Source organism: Aeromonas sp. ASNIH5 (assembly GCF_002902865.1).
GTDB classification, from domain to species: domain Bacteria; phylum Pseudomonadota; class Gammaproteobacteria; order Enterobacterales; family Aeromonadaceae; genus Aeromonas; species Aeromonas caviae.
Map to the genome: position 1 here is coordinate 547,711 of NZ_CP026122.1, position 21,076 is coordinate 568,786.

At 60.9% G+C, this 21,076-nt stretch carries 17 protein-coding genes; 14 read left to right on the top strand and 3 right to left on the bottom strand.

Going from position 1 to position 21,076, the window contains the following annotated elements; translation table 11 throughout:
• Positions 1–36: 36 nt before the first annotated feature.
• From C2U30_RS02385 to C2U30_RS02450, 14 genes are all read left to right on the top strand, one after another.
• A protein-coding gene (locus C2U30_RS02385) for an IS3 family transposase (protein ID WP_103243716.1) occupies positions 37–1,241 on the top strand; the annotation gives its coding sequence in 2 pieces (ribosomal slippage) (positions 37–355 and positions 355–1,241; 1,206 coding nt in all).
• Positions 1,242–1,469: 228 nt separating this feature from the next.
• Positions 1,470–3,398: a threonine--tRNA ligase gene (gene thrS, locus C2U30_RS02390; protein WP_010674801.1), complete on the top strand. Its 1,929-nt coding sequence runs from the start codon at positions 1,470–1,472 to the stop codon at positions 3,396–3,398.
• Between the two features lie 96 nt (positions 3,399–3,494).
• Entirely contained in the window at positions 3,495–3,950 is a 456-nt protein-coding gene (gene infC / locus C2U30_RS02395) for a translation initiation factor IF-3 (protein ID WP_442752128.1), read from the top strand.
• An 86-nt stretch (positions 3,951–4,036) separates the two neighbouring features.
• Positions 4,037–4,234, top strand: a complete 198-nt coding sequence (rpmI, locus tag C2U30_RS02400; RefSeq protein WP_005300673.1) for a 50S ribosomal protein L35 — start codon at positions 4,037–4,039, stop codon at positions 4,232–4,234.
• A 15-nt stretch (positions 4,235–4,249) separates the two neighbouring features.
• Entirely contained in the window at positions 4,250–4,606 is a 357-nt protein-coding gene (rplT, locus tag C2U30_RS02405) for a 50S ribosomal protein L20 (RefSeq protein ID WP_010674800.1), read from the top strand.
• 306 nt (positions 4,607–4,912) lie between these two features.
• Entirely contained in the window at positions 4,913–5,896 is a 984-nt protein-coding gene (gene pheS, locus C2U30_RS02410; RefSeq protein ID WP_041215128.1) for a phenylalanine--tRNA ligase subunit alpha, read from the top strand.
• Between the two features lie 12 nt (positions 5,897–5,908).
• On the top strand, positions 5,909–8,296 hold the full coding sequence (gene pheT / locus C2U30_RS02415) for a phenylalanine--tRNA ligase subunit beta (RefSeq protein ID WP_103243097.1): 2,388 nt from the start codon (positions 5,909–5,911) through the stop codon (positions 8,294–8,296).
• Between the two features lie 3 nt (positions 8,297–8,299).
• The gene (gene ihfA, locus C2U30_RS02420; protein ID WP_005300715.1) at positions 8,300–8,596 is read left to right on the top strand and encodes an integration host factor subunit alpha; all 297 of its coding nucleotides are present in this window, start codon (positions 8,300–8,302) and stop codon (positions 8,594–8,596) included.
• A 54-nt stretch (positions 8,597–8,650) separates the two neighbouring features.
• Positions 8,651–12,574, top strand: coding sequence for an ATP-binding protein (locus C2U30_RS02425; RefSeq protein WP_103244629.1), 3,924 nt, complete (start codon positions 8,651–8,653; stop codon positions 12,572–12,574).
• A 1-nt stretch (position 12,575) separates the two neighbouring features.
• Positions 12,576–13,826: a response regulator gene (locus C2U30_RS02430; protein ID WP_069651288.1), complete on the top strand. Its 1,251-nt coding sequence runs from the start codon at positions 12,576–12,578 to the stop codon at positions 13,824–13,826.
• Complete coding sequence (locus tag C2U30_RS02435) at positions 13,827–14,441, top strand: GNAT family N-acetyltransferase (protein WP_103243098.1); 615 nt, start codon at positions 13,827–13,829, stop codon at positions 14,439–14,441.
• Positions 14,442–14,513: 72 nt separating this feature from the next.
• Positions 14,514–15,287 (top strand): Sir2 family NAD+-dependent deacetylase, encoded by a 774-nt coding sequence (gene cobB, locus C2U30_RS02440; protein ID WP_041215132.1) that lies wholly within the window; start codon positions 14,514–14,516, stop codon positions 15,285–15,287.
• An 85-nt stretch (positions 15,288–15,372) separates the two neighbouring features.
• The gene (locus C2U30_RS02445) at positions 15,373–15,852 is read left to right on the top strand and encodes a hypothetical protein (protein WP_029314555.1); all 480 of its coding nucleotides are present in this window, start codon (positions 15,373–15,375) and stop codon (positions 15,850–15,852) included.
• On the top strand, positions 15,849–17,498 hold the full coding sequence (locus C2U30_RS02450) for a GGDEF domain-containing protein (protein WP_103243099.1): 1,650 nt from the start codon (positions 15,849–15,851) through the stop codon (positions 17,496–17,498). The genes C2U30_RS02445 and C2U30_RS02450 overlap by 4 nt, the downstream gene beginning before the upstream one ends.
• A 76-nt stretch (positions 17,499–17,574) precedes the next feature.
• Here the strand turns inward: C2U30_RS02450 and C2U30_RS02455 are convergent, their stop codons facing one another.
• From C2U30_RS02455 to rbsK, 3 genes are all read right to left on the bottom strand, one after another.
• Positions 17,575–18,912: an IS4-like element ISAeme15 family transposase gene (locus tag C2U30_RS02455; RefSeq protein WP_041205253.1), complete on the bottom strand. Its 1,338-nt coding sequence runs from the start codon at positions 18,910–18,912 to the stop codon at positions 17,575–17,577.
• A gap of 117 nt (positions 18,913–19,029) precedes the next feature.
• Positions 19,030–20,055, bottom strand: a complete 1,026-nt coding sequence (locus C2U30_RS02460) for a substrate-binding domain-containing protein (RefSeq protein WP_103243100.1) — start codon at positions 20,053–20,055, stop codon at positions 19,030–19,032.
• Positions 20,055–20,987 carry a ribokinase gene (gene rbsK / locus C2U30_RS02465; protein ID WP_103243101.1) on the bottom strand — a complete coding sequence of 311 codons (933 nt, stop codon included), beginning with the start codon at positions 20,985–20,987 and terminating at the stop codon, positions 20,055–20,057. The genes C2U30_RS02460 and rbsK overlap by 1 nt, the downstream gene beginning before the upstream one ends.
• Between the last annotated feature and the right edge of the window lie 89 nt (positions 20,988–21,076).

The following is a 21,076-nucleotide window of genomic DNA, read 5'->3' on the forward strand; positions in this document are numbered from 1 at the left end:
CTTGGAACTATGTTCAGTACTAGTCGCAACGAGAAAATGGTCGAAGTGTTAACAGGGGCTGAGCGCCGTCGACGCCGGACTCCGCAGGAAAAGATCTCCATCGTGCAGCAGACCTTTGAGCCCGGAATGACCGTATCTCATGTCGCTCGCTTGCACGACGTCAACGCCAACCAGCTTTTCAAATGGCGTAAACAATTCCAGGAAGGCTCTCTCACGGCGATCACCGCCGGTGAGGATGTTGTTCCAGCCTCCGAGTTGGCTGCTGCCATCAAGCAGATCCGAGAGCTCCAGCGTCTGCTCGGGAAGAAGACCATGGAGAACGAGATCCTCAAAGAAGCCGTGGAGTATGGTCGAGCAAAAAAATGGATTGCGCATGCGCCCTTGTTGCCGGGGGACGACGATTAAGTGCTGTGAGCCAGGCCCTTAATGTATCGCGTGCGCAGCTATCCGTTCGTGTTCATCGCAAACCAGGTTGGCAAGATGGTCGTCATCATCGCCAGCGTGATGATGCAGCCTTACTTGGCCGTATCATGGAGGCGATGGCAGAACTTCCCTCCTATGGCTATCGCCGGGTCTGGGCGCTGTTACGGCGTCAGTCAGAGGCAACAAGACAGCCTGTAGTAAACGCCAAACGGGTATATCGCGTCATGAGAGAGCATGGCCTGCTGCTGGAAAGAAAACCGGCTGCACCATTGGCCCAGCAGGCACATAAGGGGCGTGTTGCCGTCAAAGATAGCAATCGACGTTGGTGCTCGGATGGCTTCGAGTTTCGCTGCGATAACGGTGAAAAACTACGAGTCACGTTCGCCATGGACTGCTGCGATAGGGAGGCGTTGGACTGGGCTGCCAGCACCGGGGGTTACGACAGTGACACGGTGCAAGATGTCATGCTGAGATCTGTCGAACGACGCTTCGGGGATGCGTTGCCGGCATCACCGGTGGAGTGGCTGACTGATAATGGCTCGGCGTATCGAGCCCATGAGACCCGCGCGTTTGCACGAGAAATCGGGTTGGAGCCCAGAACGACGGCGGTGAGAAGCCCACAGAGCAACGGTATAGCGGAGAGCTTCGTGAAGACGATGAAGCGAGACTATATCGAGATGATGCCGAAACCAGATAGCCGAACAGCGGTAGGCAATTTGGCCATCGCGTTTGAGCATTATAACGAACACCACCCGCACAGCGCCTTGGGATACCGTTCACCTCGGGAATTTCTGCGCAGTCGGGTATCACAACCCTAAGCGGGAAAAAGTGTCTGGATCTATGGGGTCAAATCCAGTCGCGTCTGATACAATCCCCCGCTGTACCTCTCAATGGATGGCCTTGCACACGCCATATGGTGTGCCACTGCCGTGTACCAACCGTATTGTGAACGGTGAAACTCGGGAGTGAACAGCTGGACATGAAAGGGTTTCTCCAACCTGCATGTGGCCTTTGGTAGGGGTCACCACTGTATAAGGAAACACCTAATGCCAATCATTACTCTGCCTGACGGCAGCCAACGTCAATTTGCCCACGCCGTTTCCGTCATGGATGTGGCCGCGGACATCGGTCCCGGTCTCGCCAAGGCGTGCATTGCCGGTCGGGTAAACGGTGAACTGGTGGATGCCTGCGAGCTGATCGAAGCCGATGCCTCCCTGGCCATCATCACCGCCAAAGACGAAGAAGGTCTGGACATTCTGCGCCACTCCTGTGCTCACCTGCTGGGTCATGCCATCAAGCAACTCTGGCCCCAGACCAAGATGGCCATCGGTCCCGTCATCGACAACGGTTTCTATTACGACATCGATCTCGACCGCACCCTGACCGACGAAGATCTGGCTGCCCTGGAAGAGCGCATGCTGGCGCTGGCCGCCAAGGATTACGACGTCATCAAGAAGAAGGTCTCCTGGCAGGAAGCGCGCGACGTGTTCGAAGCCCGTGGCGAGACCTACAAGGTCGAGATCCTGGATCAGAACATTGCCCGTGATGACCAGCCCGGTCTCTATCATCACGAAGAGTACATCGACATGTGTCGCGGCCCGCACGTGCCCAACATGCGTCATTGCCACCACTTCAAGTTGCAGAAAATGTCCGGTGCCTACTGGCGCGGCGACTCCAACAACAAGATGCTGCAGCGAATCTACGGCACCGCCTGGGCTGACAAGAAGCAGCTCAAGGCCTATTTGCAGCGTCTGGAAGAGGCCGCCAAGCGCGACCACCGCAAGATCGGCAAGCAGCTCGACCTGTACCACATGCAGGAAGAAGCGCCGGGCATGGTGTTCTGGCACAACGACGGCTGGACCATTTTCCGCGAGCTGGAAACCTTCATCCGCGGCAAGCTCAAAGAGTACGACTATCAGGAAGTGAAAGGCCCCTTCATGATGGATCGCGTGCTGTGGGAGCGTTCAGGTCACTGGGAGAAATACGCCCAGGCCATGTTCACCACCCAGTCCGAAAACCGCGAGTACGCCATCAAGCCGATGAACTGCCCGGGTCACGTGCAGATTTTCAACCAGGGTCTGAAATCCTACCGCGATCTGCCGCTGCGCATGGCCGAGTTCGGCTCCTGCCACCGCAACGAGCCGTCAGGCTCCCTGCACGGCCTGATGCGGGTACGGGGCTTCACTCAGGATGACGCCCACATCTTCTGTACCGAAGAGCAGATCATGGAAGAGGTGTCTGCGTGCATCCGCATGGTCTATGACGTCTACGGCACCTTCGGTTTCGAAAACATCGTGGTGAAGCTCTCGACCCGTCCGGAGCAGCGTATCGGCTCTGATGAAGCCTGGGATCGTGCCGAGGCCGCGCTGGCCGAGGCGCTGGAACTCAACGGCCTGAAGTACGACCTGCAACCGGGCGAGGGGGCTTTCTACGGTCCCAAGATCGAGTTTACCCTGCACGATTGCCTTGATCGTGCCTGGCAGTGTGGTACCGTGCAGCTCGACTTTGCCCTGCCGGGCCGTCTTGGCGCCACCTATGTGGGCGAAGATAACGAGCGTCACATCCCCGTGATGATCCACCGCGCCATTCTGGGTTCGCTGGAGCGCTTCATCGGGATCCTGACGGAAGAGTACGCCGGTCTGTTCCCGACCTGGCTGGCGCCGACCCAGGCCGTGGTCATGAATATCACGGATAACCAGGCCGATTATGCTGTGAAAGTTGCCAAGGCATTGAATGATGCGGGCCTTCGCGCAAAAGCGGACTTGAGAAATGAGAAGATTGGCTTTAAAATCCGCGAGCATACTTTGAAGCGGGTACCTTTCATGCTGGTCTGCGGCGACAAAGAAGTAGAAGCCGGCAAGATTGCAGTGCGTACTCGTAAAGGGGCTGACCTGGGCTCTTATCCTGTTGAAGAGCTGATTGCTCTGTTGACCCAGGAAGTTCAGACCCGCGGACAAAAGAAAGTGGAGGAATAAGCTATAAAAGGCGGAAAAAAACTGGGCAAGCAACCGCAAGCCCGCGCTCACCGGATCAATGAAGAGATCCGTCTGAAAGAAGTTCGTCTGACTGGTCTGGATGGTGAAGCCATTGGCATCATCTCCATTCAGGATGCGCTGAACTTGGCCCTTGAGGCAGGAGTGGATCTGGTCGAGATCAGTCCGAACGCTGAGCCGCCCGTTTGCCGGATCATGGATTACGGCAAATTCCTCTACGAAAAGAGCAAGACCACCAAAGAACAGAAGAAAAAGCAGAAAGTCGTCCAGGTCAAGGAAATCAAATTCCGTCCTGGCACAGACGAAGGCGACTATCAGGTAAAACTACGCAACCTGGTTCGCTTTCTGGAAGACGGGGACAAGGCAAAGGTCACCCTGCGCTTCCGTGGTCGTGAAATGGCCCACCAGGATCTTGGTATCAAGGTTCTCGAGCGCGTCAAGAACGATCTGGAAGAGCTGGCCGTAGTCGAATCGTTCCCGAAAGTCGAAGGCCGTCAAGCTGTGATGGTCCTCGCACCCAAGAAGAAATCTTAAGGCCCACAAGAAATTGACTCATGGGGCTGGCCCCATGAGTCGGTTCGCCTTGCGATTTTGTTGTCACTCACAATGCGGAGTATGAAATGCCGAAGATGAAAACCAACCGGGGCGCGGCAAAGCGCTTCAAGAAGACTGGCTCAGGTCGCTTCAAGTGCAAGCACAACCACCTGCGTCACATCCTGACCAAGAAGAGCAGCAAGCGTAAGCGTCAGCTGGGACCGAAGTTCTTTGTTTCCGCTGCCGACCACAAACGTGTTGTCGCTTGTCTGCCGTACGCATAAGGGGGGATGTGAAAAATGCCAAGAGTTAAACGTGGTGTGACCGCTCGCGCTCGTCACAAGAAAGTAATGAAAGCCGCCAAGGGTTACTACGGCGCCCGTTCCCGTGTCTACCGCGTAGCGGTACAAGCGGTAACCAAAGCTGGTCAGTATGCCTACCGTGACCGTCGCCAGAAGAAGCGTCAGTTCCGTCAACTGTGGATTGCGCGTATCAACGCTGCAGCCCGTCAGAACGGCCTGTCCTACAGCCGTTTGATCGACGGTCTGAAGAAGGCTTCCATCGAGATCGATCGCAAGATCCTGTCCGATATCGCCGTTCACGACAAGCTGGCTTTCACCGCCCTGGTTGAAAAAGCTAAAGCAGCTCTGGTCTAATCCAGCTCTGTTATAAAAATAAAGGAGGCTCAGGCCTCCTTTTTTGTTGCTCATTTTTGAGCGTTGGCAGGTAGCATGCCACGTTCATGAATGCTTTATCCTTCCATATGCCAACAAACTAGAACAAACAACGCTTGTCTCAATCCTGTTGCATCTGGCTTGTGGCTTTCTCCATATAACAAAATGATTTGCAGGGAGAAAAGCCCGTCATAACTATGGTCAGCCAAGGGGCTTTTTTTGTATTATTCCCCTCTTGACCTTATTTAGCCTAAAGGCTCCTGTTCCGGGAGTGGTGACGAGGAAGACATGCAACAGCTTGAAGAAGTAGTCGGCCAGGCCAAGGCCGAAATTGAGGGCGTAAGCGACATCGCCGCCCTCGACGAAATCCGGGTCAAATATCTGGGTAAAAAGGGCTTTTTTACCGAGCAGATGAAGGGACTGGGCGCCCTGTCCGCTGAAGAGCGTCCCGCAGCGGGCGCCGTGATCAACCAGGCCAAACAGCAGGTTCAGGATGCCCTGAACGCGCGTCGTGAAGCCCTCGAAGTCGCCGTGCTGAACCAGAAGCTGGCCGCCGAGACCATCGACGTCAGCCTGCCGGGCCGCCGCATCGAGAATGGCGGTCTGCACCCGGTGACCCGCACCATCGAGCGCATCGAGCGCCTGTTTGGCGAGATGGGCTTCAAGGTTGCCCGTGGTCCCGAGATTGAAGATGGCTTCCACAACTTCGATGCGCTGAATATCCCGGCTCACCACCCGGCGCGTACCGATCACGACACCTTCTACTTCAATCCTGATCTGATGCTGCGTACCCACACCTCCGGTGTGCAGATCCGCACCATGGAACATCAGCAGCCGCCGATCCGCATCATCGCGCCGGGCCGTGTCTATCGTAACGACTACGACATGACCCACACCCCGATGTTCCACCAGGTCGAAGGCCTGCTGGTTGACGAGCATGCCAGCTTCACCGAGCTGAAAGGCATCCTGCACGACTTCCTGCGCAACTACTTCGAGGAAGACTTGACGATTCGCTTCCGTCCTTCCTATTTCCCGTTCACCGAGCCGAGCGCCGAAGTGGACGTGATGGGCAAGAACGGCAAGTGGCTGGAAGTGCTGGGCTGCGGCATGGTGCACCCGAACGTGCTGCGTTCGGTCGGCATCGATCCGGAAAAATACTCCGGTTTTGCCTTCGGCATGGGCGTTGAGCGCCTGACCATGCTGCGTTACGGGGTCAACGACCTGCGTGCCTTCTTCGAAAACGACCTGCGCTTCCTCAAGCAGTTCAAGTAAGGGCGAGAGAACATGAAATTCAGTAAATCCTGGGTGATGGAGTGGGTCCGCACCGAGTTGAGTGACAATGCACTGGCCGAGCAGATCACCATGGCCGGTCTGGAAGTGGACGCCGTGGAAGCGGTGGCCGGCCAGTTCAACAATGTGGTCGTGGGTGAAGTGGTCGAGTGCGCCCAGCACCCGGACGCGGACAAGCTGCGGGTGACCAAGGTCAACGTGGGCGAGGCCGAGCTGCTGGACATCGTCTGCGGTGCGCCGAACTGCCGTGCCGGCCTCAAAGTGTGCGTGGCCAAGGTCGGGGCGACCCTGCCGGGTGATTTCACCATCAAGAAAGCCAAGCTGCGTGGCCAGCCGTCTCACGGCATGCTTTGCTCTTTCAGCGAGCTGGGTATCGACGTTGAAGCCGATGGCATCATCGAGCTGCCGGCCGATGCCCCCATCGGGACCGATATTCGTGACTACCTCAATCTGAACGACGTCTCCATCGACGTGGATCTGACTCCGAACCGTGCCGATTGCCTCGGTATCGCCGGTCTGGCCCGCGAAATCGGCGTGCTCAACAGCGTGGACGTGGTCGAGCCGACCTGGACGCCGGCTGTTGCCACCATTGATGCAACTTTCCCGATCCGGGTTGAAGCACCAGCTGATTGCCCCCGTTATCTGGGTCGCGTCATCAAGGGGCTGAACCTGCAGGCCCAGAGCCCGCTCTGGATGCAAGAGAAGCTGCGCCGTGGTGGTATCCGCTCCATCGACGCCATTGTCGACATCACCAACTACCTGCTGTTGGAATACGGTCAGCCGATGCACGCCTTCGATCTGGCTACCCTGGAAGGGGAACTGGTGGTGCGTCGCGCCCACACCGATGAGCCGATGACACTGCTCGACGGCAATGCAGTGAAGCTCAAAGAGACCACTTTGGTGATTGCCGATGCCAAAGGTCCTGCCTGCATGGCCGGTATCTTCGGCGGCAACCGCACCGGTGTATCCGAGACCACTACTGACATCTTGCTGGAGTGCGCCTTCTTCGCGCCGCTCTCCATCACAGGCCGTGCCCGTGCTTACGGTCTGCACACCGACTCCTCCCATCGCTTCGAGCGCGGGGTTGATCCGGAGCTGCAAGCCAAGGTGATGGACCGTGCAACTCGACTGCTGCTGGACATCTGCGGCGGCGAAGCGGGTCCGGTCATCGAGGTCAAATCCGATGCCCATCTGCCGAAAGCGGCACCCATCAAGCTGCGTCGCAGCAAGCTCGACAAGGTGATCGGTATCAGCGTGGCTGACGCTCAGGTGGTCGAGATCCTGACTCGCCTTGGCATGCAGGTTACTGTGGATGCTGACGGTTGGACTGCGCTGGCACCCTCCTGGCGTTTCGATATCGCCATCGAGGAAGACCTCATCGAGGAAGTGGCTCGCATCTACGGCTACAACAACATCCCGAACCTGAAACCGGCCGCCTCTCTGGCGATGGTAGAGCAGGCAGAAGGGCAGGTGACCCTGAAGCGTGTGCGCGACCTGCTGGTTGACCGCGGCTTCCAGGAAGCGATCACCTACAGCTTCGTCGATCCCAAGACCCAGCAAACCCTGTTCCCGCAGAGCGATGCCATCGTGCTGCCGAACCCGATCTCGGTCGAGATGTCCGCCATGCGTGTGTCTCTGTTCCCGGGTCTGGTGCAGGCGGTGGTCTACAACCAGAACCGTCAGCAGCCGCGCGTGCGCCTGTTCGAGCAGGGCCTGCGTTTCATCAAGGACGAGAATGCCGAGAACGGCATCCGTCAGGAGCCCATGCTGGCCGGCATCATCACCGGCAACCAGGGGGACGAGCACTGGGATGTCAAGGCCCGTCCCGTCGACTTCTTCGATTTGAAGGGTGACCTGGAAGCGGTACTGGATCTGACTGCAGAAGGGGCTACCTTCACCTTCGAGCGCACCGAGCACAGTGCCCTGCATCCGGGCCAGAGCGCAGCCATTCTGCGCAATGGCGTCGTGATCGGCCACATCGGCGTGATCCACCCGAGCCTCGAGAAGAAGCTGGGGCTCAAGAGCCGCGCTGTCATGTTCGAGCTGGAGCTGGACAAACTGACGCCGGCCAAGGTGCCGGTTGCTGCCGAAGTATCCAAGTTCCCGGCCAACCGTCGCGACATCGCCGTGGTGGTTGACAGACAGATCCTGGCAGGCGACGTTCTGGCAGTAATTAAAAAAGTTGGCGGAAATCAGTTAGTTGGAATAAACTTGTTCGACGTATACCAGGGCGCTGGTATGGCAGAGGACAAGAAGAGCCTGGCCATCAGCCTGGTGTTGCAAGACACCCAGCGCACCCTGGAGGAGAAAGAGATCGCCGAGACCGTGGACAATGTCGTGCGGGCCCTCGGTGAAGAGTTGAATGCATCCTTGAGGGATTGATCTATGGCGCTTACCAAAGCCGACATTGCAGAGCACCTGTTCACCCAGCTCGGGATGAGCAAGCGTGAAGCCAAAGATATGGTGGAAGCCTTCTTTGAGGAGATCAGACAGGCGCTCGAGCGTGGCGAACAGGTCAAGATTTCCGGCTTCGGTAACTTCGATCTTCGCGAGAAGAACCAGCGTCCCGGACGCAACCCCAAGACGGGGGAGGATATTCCCATCAGTGCCCGTCGCGTGGTGACCTTCCGGCCCGGCCAGAAGCTCAAGGCCAGGGTAGAAAATGTTGAACCCAACGAGTGACAAAAAGCCAGGCAATCGCCTGGCTTTTCCATTCCGATGATAAAAATCCTTCTGCTGTCCGGCGCGCTGCTGGCCTTGCCACTGCGTGCCGCCATACTCCCGCTGTCACCGGATGCCCAGGCTTATGCCGATTCGCTCACCGGACTGACCTTCTGTTACCCGGCCCTGCAACGTCCTCCCTATCTGGAGGCGGAGGGGGGCCTGCTCATCGATCGCTTGACGCGGCTGGCAGAGCTGTTGCCGGTACCGGTACATGTCGAGAAGCGGCCGAGCTGGGCAGCCATGACGCAGGATCTGCTGAACGGGCGCTGCGATCTCATTCCTCACGTCGGGCCTGCCCGGTCGAACTCGAGCGATACCGTCTTGAGCCGGGCCATGATGGAAGCGGAGTCCGCCATCCTCTATCGGGGTGAGCTCGATCAGGCGCAGTTTCTGGTGTCACCCATCTGGCAGGCCCAGGAGACCCTGAAGCGTCTCTATCCTGGTTCATCCCAGCAACTGCTGACCGATGCCGAGAACTGGTATGGTGCTCTGGTGGCCGGCAAGGGCAGCGCCTATCTCGGCGATTATCTGCAACTGCGCTACCTGATGCGGGAATTCCCGGATGAAGGGCTGCGCCTTCGCCGTCTTCGCAGCGACGATCTGGTCATCAGCTACCGGCTGATGATGCGCAACCAGCCCGAGTTGCTGGAGCTGGTGGATACGGCCATCCGCTATTTGCCGCCGGGCAGTCTCTACCGGGATCTGGGCAAGTATCTGCCTCAGGGTGAGCAGGATGTGAATCCTCTGCATTTTACCGACAAGGAGCAGGCCTGGCTGGTCGGCAAGGCCCACACCATCAAGATGGTGGCGGATCCCGGCTTCATGCCATACAGCGGTGTCAACCAGCAGGGAGAGCTCATTGGCTGGAGTGCGGATGTCTTGCGGGAAGTGAGTCGGCAGACAGGGCTGCGCTTCGAGCTGGTGCCCGCCGCCAGCCGGGAGGAGGCGTTGGCATTGCTGCGCAGTGGCGATGCCGCCATGATGGTCGGGCTGATGGAGTCCGCCGCCCTGAACAAGGAGTTCGACTTCACCAGGATGGTGGCGACCAGCCGCTATGCCCTGGTCAGTCGCAGCAAGAGGGGGCCTGTCTCCCTCGCGGACGTCAGTGGCAAGGTGGTGGTCCCGAGAATGCTCTATGATCCCGGCCTGCTTGCCCGGTTCGGCCAGCATGAGTGGGAGGTGACCGACAACCTGCTGCAGGGATTGGCGGCGGTGCGGCATGGGGATGCCCAGGCCATGCTGGCGGAGTTGTACCAGCTCCAATATCCCATTCGAAACAACCAGTTGAGCGAGCTGACCATCACCGAATTGCCGGAGCGTTTCGGCCTCGGTTTTGCCATCCGGCCGGAACAGACCAGCCTGGCAGGGGTGCTGGATCAGAGCCTGATGACCCTCAATGATCGGCAGGTGGACGAGCTGGTGCAACGCTGGCGTCGCCTGGTGGTCAACCAGCAAGAAGGGGTCAGCTACGGTTTCTGGCTTGGCTCCGTGTTGCTGGCACTGCTGATCAGCATGGCGGTGATCTGGTCAGTCTGGCGTTCCCGCCAGCAACTGGCCCAGGAGGCCCGCGAGCGTCACAAGGTAGAGCAGGCGCTGGCACTGGAAAGCAAGTTCAGGGAGTCTCTCTTCCAGGCGCTCCCCGTTCCCGTGTTCTTGCGCAATGACAAGGGGGAGGTGATCAAGCGCAACAAGCGGGCCAAGCGCATGGAGGCGCGCTACGCCGCCGATCTGGTGCTGCCCGCGCCACAGTTGCAGGGCGCCGAAGGGGAGCTGGCGCTGCACGAGCAGGTCTACTCCTATGCCCAGATCCCCTTGCGACTGGGCCCCCAGGCACCGGCAGGGGATCTTATCGCCCTCTCCGACATCAGCGCCCTGCGCGAGCGTACCCGCCTGCTGCGTCAGGCAGAGCGGCGCCTGCGCGCCCTCACCAATACGGTGCCCGGTGTGGTGCTGCAATTCACCCTGCTGGGGGGAGCCATCACCCGGGTGGAGTTTGTGAGCCGGGGCAGTCACGAACTGCTGGGGCTGGCGAGCCAGCAGATTCGGGTCAATCCCAACGAGACCCTGACTCGCATCTCCCACCAGGACAGGCGCGAGATGCGAGCCCCCATGCTGGCCATGCTGCAAGCCGGGCGACCTTTCTCCCATCTGCTGCGCTATCAGCACCCCGCCAAGGGAACCCGCTGGCTGCAATTTTCCGGCAGGGGGCGCCGTCAGGGGGAGGGGTGGCGGATCTACGGGGTGGTGCAGGATGTGACGGCCAGGGTGGAGCAGGAGCACTCCCTGCAGCTTTCCCACGAGCAGGCCCAGCAGGCCGTGCTTGCCAAGGGACGCTTCCTGGCCGCCGTGAGCCACGAGATCCGTACCCCCATGAACGCCATGCTCGGCTTGCTGGAGTGGCTCGAGCAGACCGGACTCAATGCAGAGCAGGCCTCGGCTCTGGCCCATGTCAGGCAGGCGGGCAATGAACTGCTCGGGCTGCTCAACGACGTGCTCGACTTCAGCCGCAACGAGACGCGTCAGTTGCGCCTCTCTGTACAGCCCACGGATCTGGTGGAGCTGTGCGAGCACGTGGCGGCGGTGCACTGGTCCAAGGCGCGATCCCGCCATCTGCAACTGCGCCTGGCGCTCGACCCGGCGCTGCCCGCCTTGATGGAACTCGATCCCCACCGGGTGCAACAGGTGCTGCACAACCTGCTCTCCAACGCCATCAAGTTCAGCGAGCGGGGAGAGGTGGTGCTCTGGGCCCGGCGACAAGGGGAGTGGATTGTGTGCGGGGTGGACGACGAGGGGCCCGGGATCAGTGCCGAGCTGTTGCCCCGGTTGTTCCTGCCCTTCGAACAAGGGGAGGAGCCTGGCCAGCCCAGAGCCCAGGGAACCGGGCTTGGGCTAGCCATCTGCCGCCAGTTGATGGAGCAGATGGGGGGCGAGATCCGGGTCGAGCCTCTGGCTCGCGGGGGTAGCCGTTTCCTCTGCTCGTTGCCCCTCAGGCATGCGCAGGAGAAGGCGCCCTGGCAACCGCGCGTCAAGACGGTCTCCCTGCAACTGTTGCCCGGGGAGCTCGAATATATGCGGGCCTGGCTCGCAGAGTTTGGCGTGGCCGAGGATCCGGCGGCACCTTGCCTTGGGGCCATGCAGGACGATGGGGGCTTGCGCGCCTGGTACTGGCAGGGGGAACCCTGGATCCCGGGCTCCGTGGTCAGCCTGCTGCAGCCCAGACTCGTCCGTGGCGCCGAGGAGATCACGGACCTGCCGGGGGCAGGCAGGCGGGTGTTGCTGGTGGAAGATCACGAGGTGAACAGAATGCTGATCAGCATGCAGCTGGGTCAGCTGGGGGCCCGGGTATTGAGCGCGGCCAATGGCCGTCTGGCACTGGAGATCCTGCAATCGGAGTCGGTGGATCTGGTGCTGACGGATCTGCAGATGCCGGTGATGGACGGCGCCGAGCTCTGCAGGCAATTGCACGCCGATGAACGCTGGCAGCATCTACCCGTCTACGTGATCACCGCGGATCTCAGCGAGCAGGCGGCGCAGCGACTGGCGGAATGCGGCTGTCAGGGCCATCTGGACAAACCCGTCTTGCTCAGGGATCTGGCCGTATTGCTTCGTACCGTCTTTGGCCCCCATGAAGGGGGGAAGGCACCGCAGCCAACGGCAGCCCTTTCCCTGCCCGTGTCCCTCAGCCCGGCCCTCGTTGACATCTATCTGGCATCGGTTCACCAGGATCTGGCCGACATTGAGCGGTGTGTCACGCAAGGGGACGAAAAGGCCCTCAATACGGCTTTACACAAGATGAAGGGGGCCGCCAAAATGGTGGGGGCTACCCCCCTGGTAGAGGTGATCGACCGTTGGCAGGAGGCCCCCGGACATCCCCTTGGAGCCGCCTTGAGGCAGTGCGTGGAAGAGGTCTGCCGACAACTGGGCGAGAGAGCATGACATGATCATCACAGATGAAGAGTTGATGGCCTTGCTGGAGTCTGATGACAGCCAGGAGCCAACGTTTTACCCGGTCAGCGTCTATGCCCTGGACGCTGTCTCCCATCAGGCGGTCAAGGGGGCGGGCCTGCCGGCCTATGCCAATCTGCACCGCACCCGACCCGATGCCGGCTGGCAATGGGAAGGGCTGTTTGCCGCCGGGGCCATCGCCCTGTTTGATCCTGCCTCTCATCAGGGGGCCGACTATCTGCCTCATCTGCTGGCTCCCGGGGCGGGGATCTATCGCCTCAGCGATCCCTGGCTCGAGGGGTTGCAGGCACGGGAGCAGGGGTGGCGTGCCTGGCTCGCCCAGTGCCAGATCCTGCTGCTCGAAGATCACCCCTTCCAGGGAGCCTGCATTCAGCAGGAGATCCAGGGACTGGGGTTGCCCTGCCACTGGGTTCAGGATGGCGAAGGGTGCCTCAAGGCGCTGGAAGAGGGGGGCGTGAGATTGCTTATCTGTGATCTCAGTCTGGCGGAGCAGGATGCCATCAGCCTGCTGATGAGCCATCCCCAGTATCGCCACAGCGGTCTGCCCATCATCCTGCTCTCCGCTCATGATCAGACCCTGATAGACGGCGCCCGGCGTCTCCTGCACGATGCGGGTTTCAACGTGCTGGCCGCTCTGGCCAAGCCGCTGCAAAGCGACGATCTGCTGCGTCTGCTCAAGATGCTCTATCTTGGCCCCCAGCGTCAGCGCAGGCTGGGCGGGCTCAAGCGCACAGTGCGTAGCTGGCAGGGAGAGGCGAGAGGACAGCTTGGGCTGCTGGCAGATGCGGCCTCCTGCACGCTGCCGATCTGGCTGAGCCTGAGCGGCCTTTCCCCTCACTGGGAGCCGCTCAAGCTCTGGCTCGAGCAGCATGGACGAGAAGCAAGCGAGCTGACCCTGGTCATCCACCGACGGGATCACCTGCTGAGCCAGGCGGACCGTTTCGCCCTGGTACTGCAGGCGAGCCTCGCGGGGGCCAGACTCGCGCTGCTGCTCGATCATGCCCAGCACCTGCCGTTTGATCTCATCGAGCGTCTGCCGTTGCAATCCCTGCTGCTCGGGCAACACCTGCTGCCCGAGCTGGAGGCGATGGCTGCCGACTCCTTGCTGGCCCGCTTCATCCAGCGCTCCCGGGAGCTTGGCATCGCGCTCTACCTCGACGACCCCTTCAACCTGCAGGATGCCACCCAGTGGCAGGATCGCGGCGTGGCAGGTCGCTGGTAAATGGCTCGCTATCTTTGCTGGCCGCTCGATGAGCCGCGCTTGTGGCAGGGGATGACGGGTTGGACTGCTCCCGCCTCACGGGCCGCCCTGCCGATGACGATGGTGGTGGGGGGGCTGACTTGCCACTTGCAGGAGCTGGCGGGCAGCGACCCGAAGCGAATAAGCGCGGCTTATGACGCCCTGAGCGAGCAGAGCGTCTATTTGCGCTTCATGCGGGCCAAGCAGCCTGCGACGGCCGAGCAGCTCGCCTTCTTTCTCGACTACCCCAGAGAACCCCAGATAGGATTGCTGCTGACCGACGAGCAGGGGACGCCGCTTGCCATGGCCCAGTCCGTGCGCCGGCGCCTGCACCCGGACAGGGCCGAGTTCTCCTGCATCGTCGCGGATCATTTTCAGCATCGCGGCGCCGGGCGTCGCATCCTGCTGGCGCTTGCGCGACTGGCATACGGGGAGGGGATCCGGGAGTGGACGGCGGAAGTGCTCGGCCAGAATCGCCCCATGCTGGCTCTGCTCAAGGGGCTCGGGTTGCCGATTACCCTGGTGACAGGACGGGAGATGGTCTTTGCCAGGCTGGATCTCGCGCCCATGGCGAGCTTTGTGCTCCCATCGGCCTAAGACCAAGGGCGAATGGGCCGCTTCTTGCTCCTGTGCTAAGGTCAGCCTGTTACCCGTTGGAGGAGAACAACCATGGTGCAGTCAGCCAAACATATCGTGATCCTCACCGGTGCCGGCATCTCGGCCGAATCCGGTATCAAGACCTTCCGGGCCTGTGATGGCCTGTGGGAAGAGCACAGGGTGGAGGACGTGGCCACCCCTGAAGGCTATGCGCGGGATCCCGAACTGGTACAACGTTTCTACAATGCGCGGCGCCATCAGTTGCAGCGCGCCGAGATCCACCCCAATCCGGCCCACTATGCATTGGCCCGTCTGGAGCGCCTGCTGCCGGGGCGCGTCACCCTGGTCACCCAGAACATCGACAACCTGCACGAGAGTGCCGGCAGCAAGAACCTCATCCACATGCACGGCGAGTTGCTCAAGGCCCGCTGCCCGGGCTCGGGTCAGGTGATCGAGTGGCGCGGGGATCTCCATCAGGAAGAGCTGTGTTCCTGCTGCCAGTTTCCCCACCCGCTGCGCCCCCATGTGGTCTGGTTTGGGGAGATGCCCCTCGGGCTTGACCGCATCTACTCGGCCCTGGCCCAGTGCGATCTCTTCATCTCCATCGGGACCTCCGGGGCGGTCTACCCTGCCGCCGGATTCGTCCATGAGGCCGGCCTGAACGGTGCCCATACGGTGGAGCTCAATCTGGAGCCGAGCGAAGTGGGCAGCCAGTTTGATGAAAAACGTTATGGTCCGGCTTCCTTGCTGGTGCCCGCTTTTGTGGATGAACTCCTGCAAAGTTGCGGTGTGCATCAGCCTCTCACCGTCGAGGGACATAACTGGATGGAGATGCGCGGCCCCTAATTATTGATTTTTCACACAGTTGCATTGACCCACTGAAATCGCCACACTGACACCTAACTTCAAGATGCAGCTGGCACAACATGTCATGAACTTTCCAACGCGCGGGATGGCCTCTCTCCTGCTGGTGCTTTTCTCGTTCGGTACCCAGGCTTCCTCCTCTTCGCTATTGCAACTGATCCTGCCGGACAAGCGGGAAATCACCCTGGATGAGGCGGCGTTGGCCGCCTTGCCACAAGTGGAGTTCGAGACGGCGACGCCCTGGACCCTCGGCACCCACCGCTATCGTGGACCGACCCTGAAGAGCGTGCTGGCGGCGCAGCAGGTGGATAGTGCCAGCGCCATCGATGTCGCCGCACTCAATGGCTACCAGCAGCGGGTCGATCTCTCCCTGTTTGCCAAGGTGCCGCTGACCCTGGTGCGTTACCAGGATGACAAACCGCTCACCCGTCGCAATAAAGGGCCGCTCTGGCTGCTGGTCCCCCTCTCGGCCCATCCCGACATGGATGTGTCCGCCATCCACAACAACATGGTCTGGCAGGTGATCCGCATCGAGGTTGTCCCGTGACGCGACGACAGCGAGATAACCTGCTGCTTGCAGCCATTTCCCTGCTGTTTCTCTTCTCGTCCCTCTGGGGGCTGCTGCTGCAGAGTCGGCACGAGCAGCTCGTTGACATGTTCTACCGCAACACCCACTGGAACATCAGCCAGGTAATGCAGGAGTCCCAGCGATTTCTCTATGATGTGCGCCTCTACCGTGCCGGGGCGCTCGACATGGCGGCCCTGAGCCTGGATTACGACCTGCTGTGGAACCGGCTGGATGTGTTCCTGATCAGTACCGAGACCGCCGATGCGCGGGCGAGGCATGGGTTGGGGGAGGTGCTTGAACGGCTCTTTGACGAACTCAAGGGGCTGGATCCCCAGATGCAGTCCGGGGAGCTGAAGAGGGGGAAAGCCCTCGATCTTGCCCTCGTCCGGCTGACCGGCTTGACCCATCAGGTGGAGCAGATTGGGGATCAGATCCTCTCCGGCCAGGAGCGGGAAGCCTCCCTCAACCAGTTGCGCCAGAGCCTGTTCTGGATCCAGATCTGGCAGTTGATCCTGCTGGTGATGGGCTGTGTGCTGGTATTTGCCCTCATTCGGACCAATCTGCAGAATCGTCGCCTCTCCCTGCTCGATCCCATGACCCGGCTTGGCAACCGTCGGGCCTTGCAGGGGCAGCTCAGGCAATCCCTGCTGCAAGATCGGGTCCAGGCGCTGGCGGTGCTGGATCTGAAGCGGTTCAAGCAGGTCAATGATCTGCTCGGATACCAGGTTGGTGATCGCCTGCTGCAGGCGGTCTCGGCCCGGTTGCGTCAGGCATGCCCCGGCCGTGCGTACCGGTTGGGGGGCGATGAGTTCGCCGTGGTGCTGGACGACGAAGAGGAAGATCTCGATGCCCGCATGGCCGCCATGGTGAGCCTGTTGCAGTTTGAGTTCGTGACCCGGGAAAGCAGCTTTGATCTGGCGTGTCGCTTCGGAGTGGCCAGGTGCGAGGGTGGCGAGGATGCCGATGAGCTATTGGAGCAGGCCATATTGGCATTGAACGAGGCCAAGCGTGAGGGGACCACCCTGGTGTGGTATCAGAGTGCGATGAAGGCTGACCTCCACATGGCCCAGCGGCAGCTGCACCAACTGCGGGAATGGTTGGCGGGGGCCGCCCCTTCCCCCCTGGAGACCCTCTGCGAGCCGATGAGAGACGAGCAGGGCGTGCCGGTGACGGCGGTCAGTCTGTGCTGGCGGGTGAGCCAGCAGCCCTGTGATGTGGGCTGGATGCAGGAGCGTGGTGTCCTTGGGCCCGTGATGGCGCGATGGCTGACAGAAGAGCCATGCAGTGGCACCTTGCTGGTAAGGCTTCATCAGCCTGCCCAACTGGCCCCTCTGCTGGCGAGCCTGCCCCCCTTGCCACAGGGGAGGCTGATCCTGGCATTGCCTGCGCTGATACCGGATGCCACCCTGCTTGAGAAGATGCGCGAGTGTGGCTGCATGCTGGCGCTGAGCGAGCTTGGCAGCAGCGCCCCCGAACTGCTGCAGGCGGGCTGGCCAATTCGCTACTGGCTGCCAGCACCCTCTGGGTACGAGGCGCTGCTCCAGCCGTTGGCAACGGCGCTGGGGCTGCTGCGCCTGGCTCCCCGGGGAGAGGCGCAGCAAGAGGATGATCTCAAGCTGAGTTGAGTGGTGGCTTGTGCAGTCTGGGGGCCGATGCCAAGGAGACAATACACAGAAGGGCGGCTCATGGCCGCAATGCTGTTCACTTAAGCGGAGCCGCATTGCGATTTACCGGAAAACGGGTCTTTGATATCTTCACCGCCCTGGGTCTCGATGGCCTGGGGCGTTTTTCTATGAACATGACGCCTATGCAGCCCCGCAACTCCGCCAACCTCCGTGGCGTATGGGCTGGCGATAACGCGCCCGCCATCACTGCCATCTGGTTCGCGATGAACTGACAGGCAAACTTAAAGCTCACCTCATTGGGCGCTCGCTGATGGGCTACGGCGGCCTGGCTGGCCTCCCGCCTGACCAGATTGTATCCAAGCAGCAATCCCCACAGCTCCTGATAGACCAAGTCCACTTTCTTGCTTCTCAGCGTGATGGCGTTGTGCTGCATCGCGCTTTTGATATCCCGGTATCCCAGCTCGATTTCCCAGCGCTCGTGGTACAGGGTCGCCACCTGAGCTGCACTGAATCGCGCCACGGGCAGGGAGGTAAAGACCGTTTTCTCCTTGCCTGCCACCTCATAGGTCACTGCGCGAACTTGCCAGTGTGTCGGCAACGCCGGGTTTTTCTTGCGAGCCTGAGGCGAGACCGTCATTTGCAACAGACGGTCACCGTCGCCATAGCGCTCAAGTTCCGTGTATACCAGCCCCTTGCGTTCCGGGATGAGCCAGTGACGGTCGGTGTCTTCGGCCTGAATACGCAGCAACAGGTCGGCACCGAAGAAGCCTTTATCCAGCAGGGTCACTGACTTGTCCGGCAATGAGTGAATGAACTCGCTGGCCAGGGGGATTTCCCCTTTGCGGTACGGGCTGATGGCCGCGTTGGCAATGACATGCGAGCGGACATTCATGAGCGTGACCAACCGCAGCATCGGGTAGGGTGTCTGCCGGTTGGTTGAGGTGTTACCCGAGCCGAAATGTGCTCTGAGTTCAGGCATATCCTGGGTTCGGAACAGGGCCCCATCGATGGCAAAGACCTGTAAACCGTGCCAATGGTCTTCAGGATAACGTTCCCGCCCCCACACATCGGCGCACTGTTTGAACAGCCACTCGAGCGGCTGTTTGCCGAGTCGCTGACGGGCCTGAGACAGGGCACTGTCCGCGAGCAAGGCATCATTGGCCAACCCTTCTGCACAGATGTTGAGGCGCCGAGCGACCTCGGAGATGGGCTCATTGCGGAAAAAGGCCATCCCCACGACGAGCCACAAGACCATATCAGAAGGTAAGCGGCGTCGGCGGATAGTGGCCTTTTCAGACAAGGCGGCAGCGGCAGTAATCCATTCGTCGGGAATATGGTCGGCAAAAATGGCCAGCCGAGCCAGCATGTCGCCAGATGCCTCAACAACATCGTTCAGATCGTTTGCAATAGACATAAAAAAATCCGGAACCAGTGATTGGTTCCGGATTGTCCTACAGCAGAAGGATCGGTCAATGGATCCTTAACTGATCAGCATTGGGCTCATGGCCGCCCTTCTGTTGCTTGCTGGCACTTAAACTGGTTTGCTGTCCGGTGAGGAAAAGGGAGTGCAGGAGTGTCTGATTACCAGGTCCGGATCCACGGTGATCATGCGGTTTGCGATGGGCTCGCCGTTGATGCGTGCCAAGAGCCGGGTGACGGCGAGGCGGCCCAGCTCCTCTTTCGGTTGATTGACCGTGGTGAGCGGGGGGGACATGAACTGGGCCAGCGCCACGTTGTCATAACCGACGATGGAGAGATCGCGGGGGATCACCAGCCCCGCCTGATGGGCGGCACTGATGACCCCCATGGCCATCATGTCGTTGCAGACAAACAGCGCGGTGGGACGCTCTGGCAGTGCCAGCAGGCGGGTCATGGCGGCGGCGCCGCTGGCGCAGTCAAAGTCTCCCTCCTGGATCCAGCCCGGATTGACGGTGAGCCCGGCCTCCTGCATCGCCTGCTCGAAACCCGCCTGGCGCTGGTTGGCCGGGGCGCGGCTGTGGGGGCCCGTGATGCAACCGATGGCAGTGTGACCCAGCCCCAGCAGATGGCGGGTTGCCAGGTAGCCGCCGCGATGGGAGTTGTCGGCGATGAGATCCACCTCGCCGTTCTCCATGCCCCAGTCCATCACCACGACCGGCAGGCTCTTGAGCCAGTCGAGCTGGTTGAACACCTCCTGCTGCCCTTCACTGCACATGATGAGCAGGCCGTCGACCCGTTTCCTGAGCATCATCTTGAGGTAGGAGAGTGCCGTCTCGGCCTGTCCTTCGGTGTTGCCCAGCATCAGGTTGTAACCCTGCTCGAAGCAGTAGCGCTCCACCCCGCGCACCACCTCGGCGAAGAAGGGGTTGCTGGAGGTGGTGACCAGCATGCCGATGCTGTTGGTCTCCTTTACCTTGAGGCTGCGGGCCACCAGGCTCGGGGCATAGTTGAGATCGCGCATGGCCGCGAAGACCCGCTCCCGGGTCTCTTCGGCCACGAAGCGGGTCTCGTTGATGACGTGGGAGACGGTGGTGGTCGACACCCCCGCCAGCGCGGCCACCTCCTTGATATTGGCCATCAGTGCCCCTGCGCAGTCTGTTCAAGGAGGAAGGCATCGACCTCCTGCTTGCTCGGAATGGAGCTCTGGGCACCAAACCGGGTGACGGAGAGTGCCGCCGCCCCGTGGGCAAAGCGTACGGCAGCGTCAAAGTCGGCGCCCGCGAGCTCGGCCGCCAGGAAGGCGCCGTTGAAGGTATCCCCGGCCGCCGTGGTATCCACCGCCTTGACCCGAAAACCCGGTATGAGCGCCTGTTGCTGCCCCTTGCTGCAATAGACCCCTTGGGACCCCAGGGTGATCATCACCTCACCGATGCCCATCTGGTGGAAGCGGGCGGCAGCCTCCCGGGCGCTCGCTTCGTCGGTGACCTTGACGCCGGTCAGCAGCTCGGCCTCGGTCTGGTTGGGGGTGATGAGGTCCACCAGCGCCAGCAGATCCCTTGAGAGCGGGCGTGCGGGGGCGGGGTTGAGCACCACCCGGGTGCCGTGGGCACGGGCCAGACGGGCCGCTTCCTGCACGCTCTCGAGCGGCACTTCCAGTTGCAGCAGCAGGGTGTGGGCGGCGGCGATCATTGCCTCGTGACCTTGCACCACGGCCGGGGTGAGGGCGCCGTTGGCTTCGGCGGAGATGCCGATGCTGTTCTCCCCCTCGTCGCTCACATAGATGATGGCGATGCCGGTGGGGAGCCTGGGGTCGAGTTCGACGGCGCTGACATCGATGCCGTCGTTGGCAAACCCGGTTTTCATCTGGTGGCCGATGGCATCATCGCCGATGCGGGCGATGAAGGAGACAGGGGCGCCGAGGCGGGCGGCGGCCACCGCCTGATTGGCGCCCTTGCCGCCGGGAACGACCTGATAGCTGTGGCCGGTCAGGGTTTCACCGGGGCGGGGAAAGTGGGGGACGCGCAGCACATGATCCGCATTCACGCTGCCGAGGACTACGAGACGATTCATTCCTATCACCCTTGGTTGAGTACATCCTGGTCTGGGTGGGCCCAGACCAGGCGGCACTGGCGGAAAAAGAGAGGGGAGGCGAACCTCCC

What these genes read in the sequence shown, in the direction of transcription:
- thrS (WP_010674801.1), top strand. Translation starts at nt 1,470, where the DNA reads ATGCCAATCATTACTCTGCCTGACGGCAGCCAACGTCAATTTGCCCAC.
- rpmI (WP_005300673.1), top strand. Translation starts at nt 4,037, where the DNA reads ATGCCGAAGATGAAAACCAACCGGGGCGCGGCAAAGCGCTTCAAGAAG.
- rplT (WP_010674800.1), top strand. Translation starts at nt 4,250, where the DNA reads ATGCCAAGAGTTAAACGTGGTGTGACCGCTCGCGCTCGTCACAAGAAA.
- pheS (WP_041215128.1), top strand. Translation starts at nt 4,913, where the DNA reads ATGCAACAGCTTGAAGAAGTAGTCGGCCAGGCCAAGGCCGAAATTGAG.
- pheT (WP_103243097.1), top strand. Translation starts at nt 5,909, where the DNA reads ATGAAATTCAGTAAATCCTGGGTGATGGAGTGGGTCCGCACCGAGTTG.
- ihfA (WP_005300715.1), top strand. Translation starts at nt 8,300, where the DNA reads ATGGCGCTTACCAAAGCCGACATTGCAGAGCACCTGTTCACCCAGCTC.
- C2U30_RS02430 (WP_069651288.1), top strand. Translation starts at nt 12,576, where the DNA reads ATGATCATCACAGATGAAGAGTTGATGGCCTTGCTGGAGTCTGATGAC.
- C2U30_RS02435 (WP_103243098.1), top strand. Translation starts at nt 13,827, where the DNA reads ATGGCTCGCTATCTTTGCTGGCCGCTCGATGAGCCGCGCTTGTGGCAG.
- cobB (WP_041215132.1), top strand. Translation starts at nt 14,514, where the DNA reads ATGGTGCAGTCAGCCAAACATATCGTGATCCTCACCGGTGCCGGCATC.
- C2U30_RS02445 (WP_029314555.1), top strand. Translation starts at nt 15,373, where the DNA reads ATGAACTTTCCAACGCGCGGGATGGCCTCTCTCCTGCTGGTGCTTTTC.
- C2U30_RS02455 (WP_041205253.1), bottom strand. Translation starts at nt 18,912, where the DNA reads ATGTCTATTGCAAACGATCTGAACGATGTTGTTGAGGCATCTGGCGAC.
- C2U30_RS02460 (WP_103243100.1), bottom strand. Translation starts at nt 20,055, where the DNA reads ATGGCCAATATCAAGGAGGTGGCCGCGCTGGCGGGGGTGTCGACCACC.
- rbsK (WP_103243101.1), bottom strand. Translation starts at nt 20,987, where the DNA reads ATGAATCGTCTCGTAGTCCTCGGCAGCGTGAATGCGGATCATGTGCTG.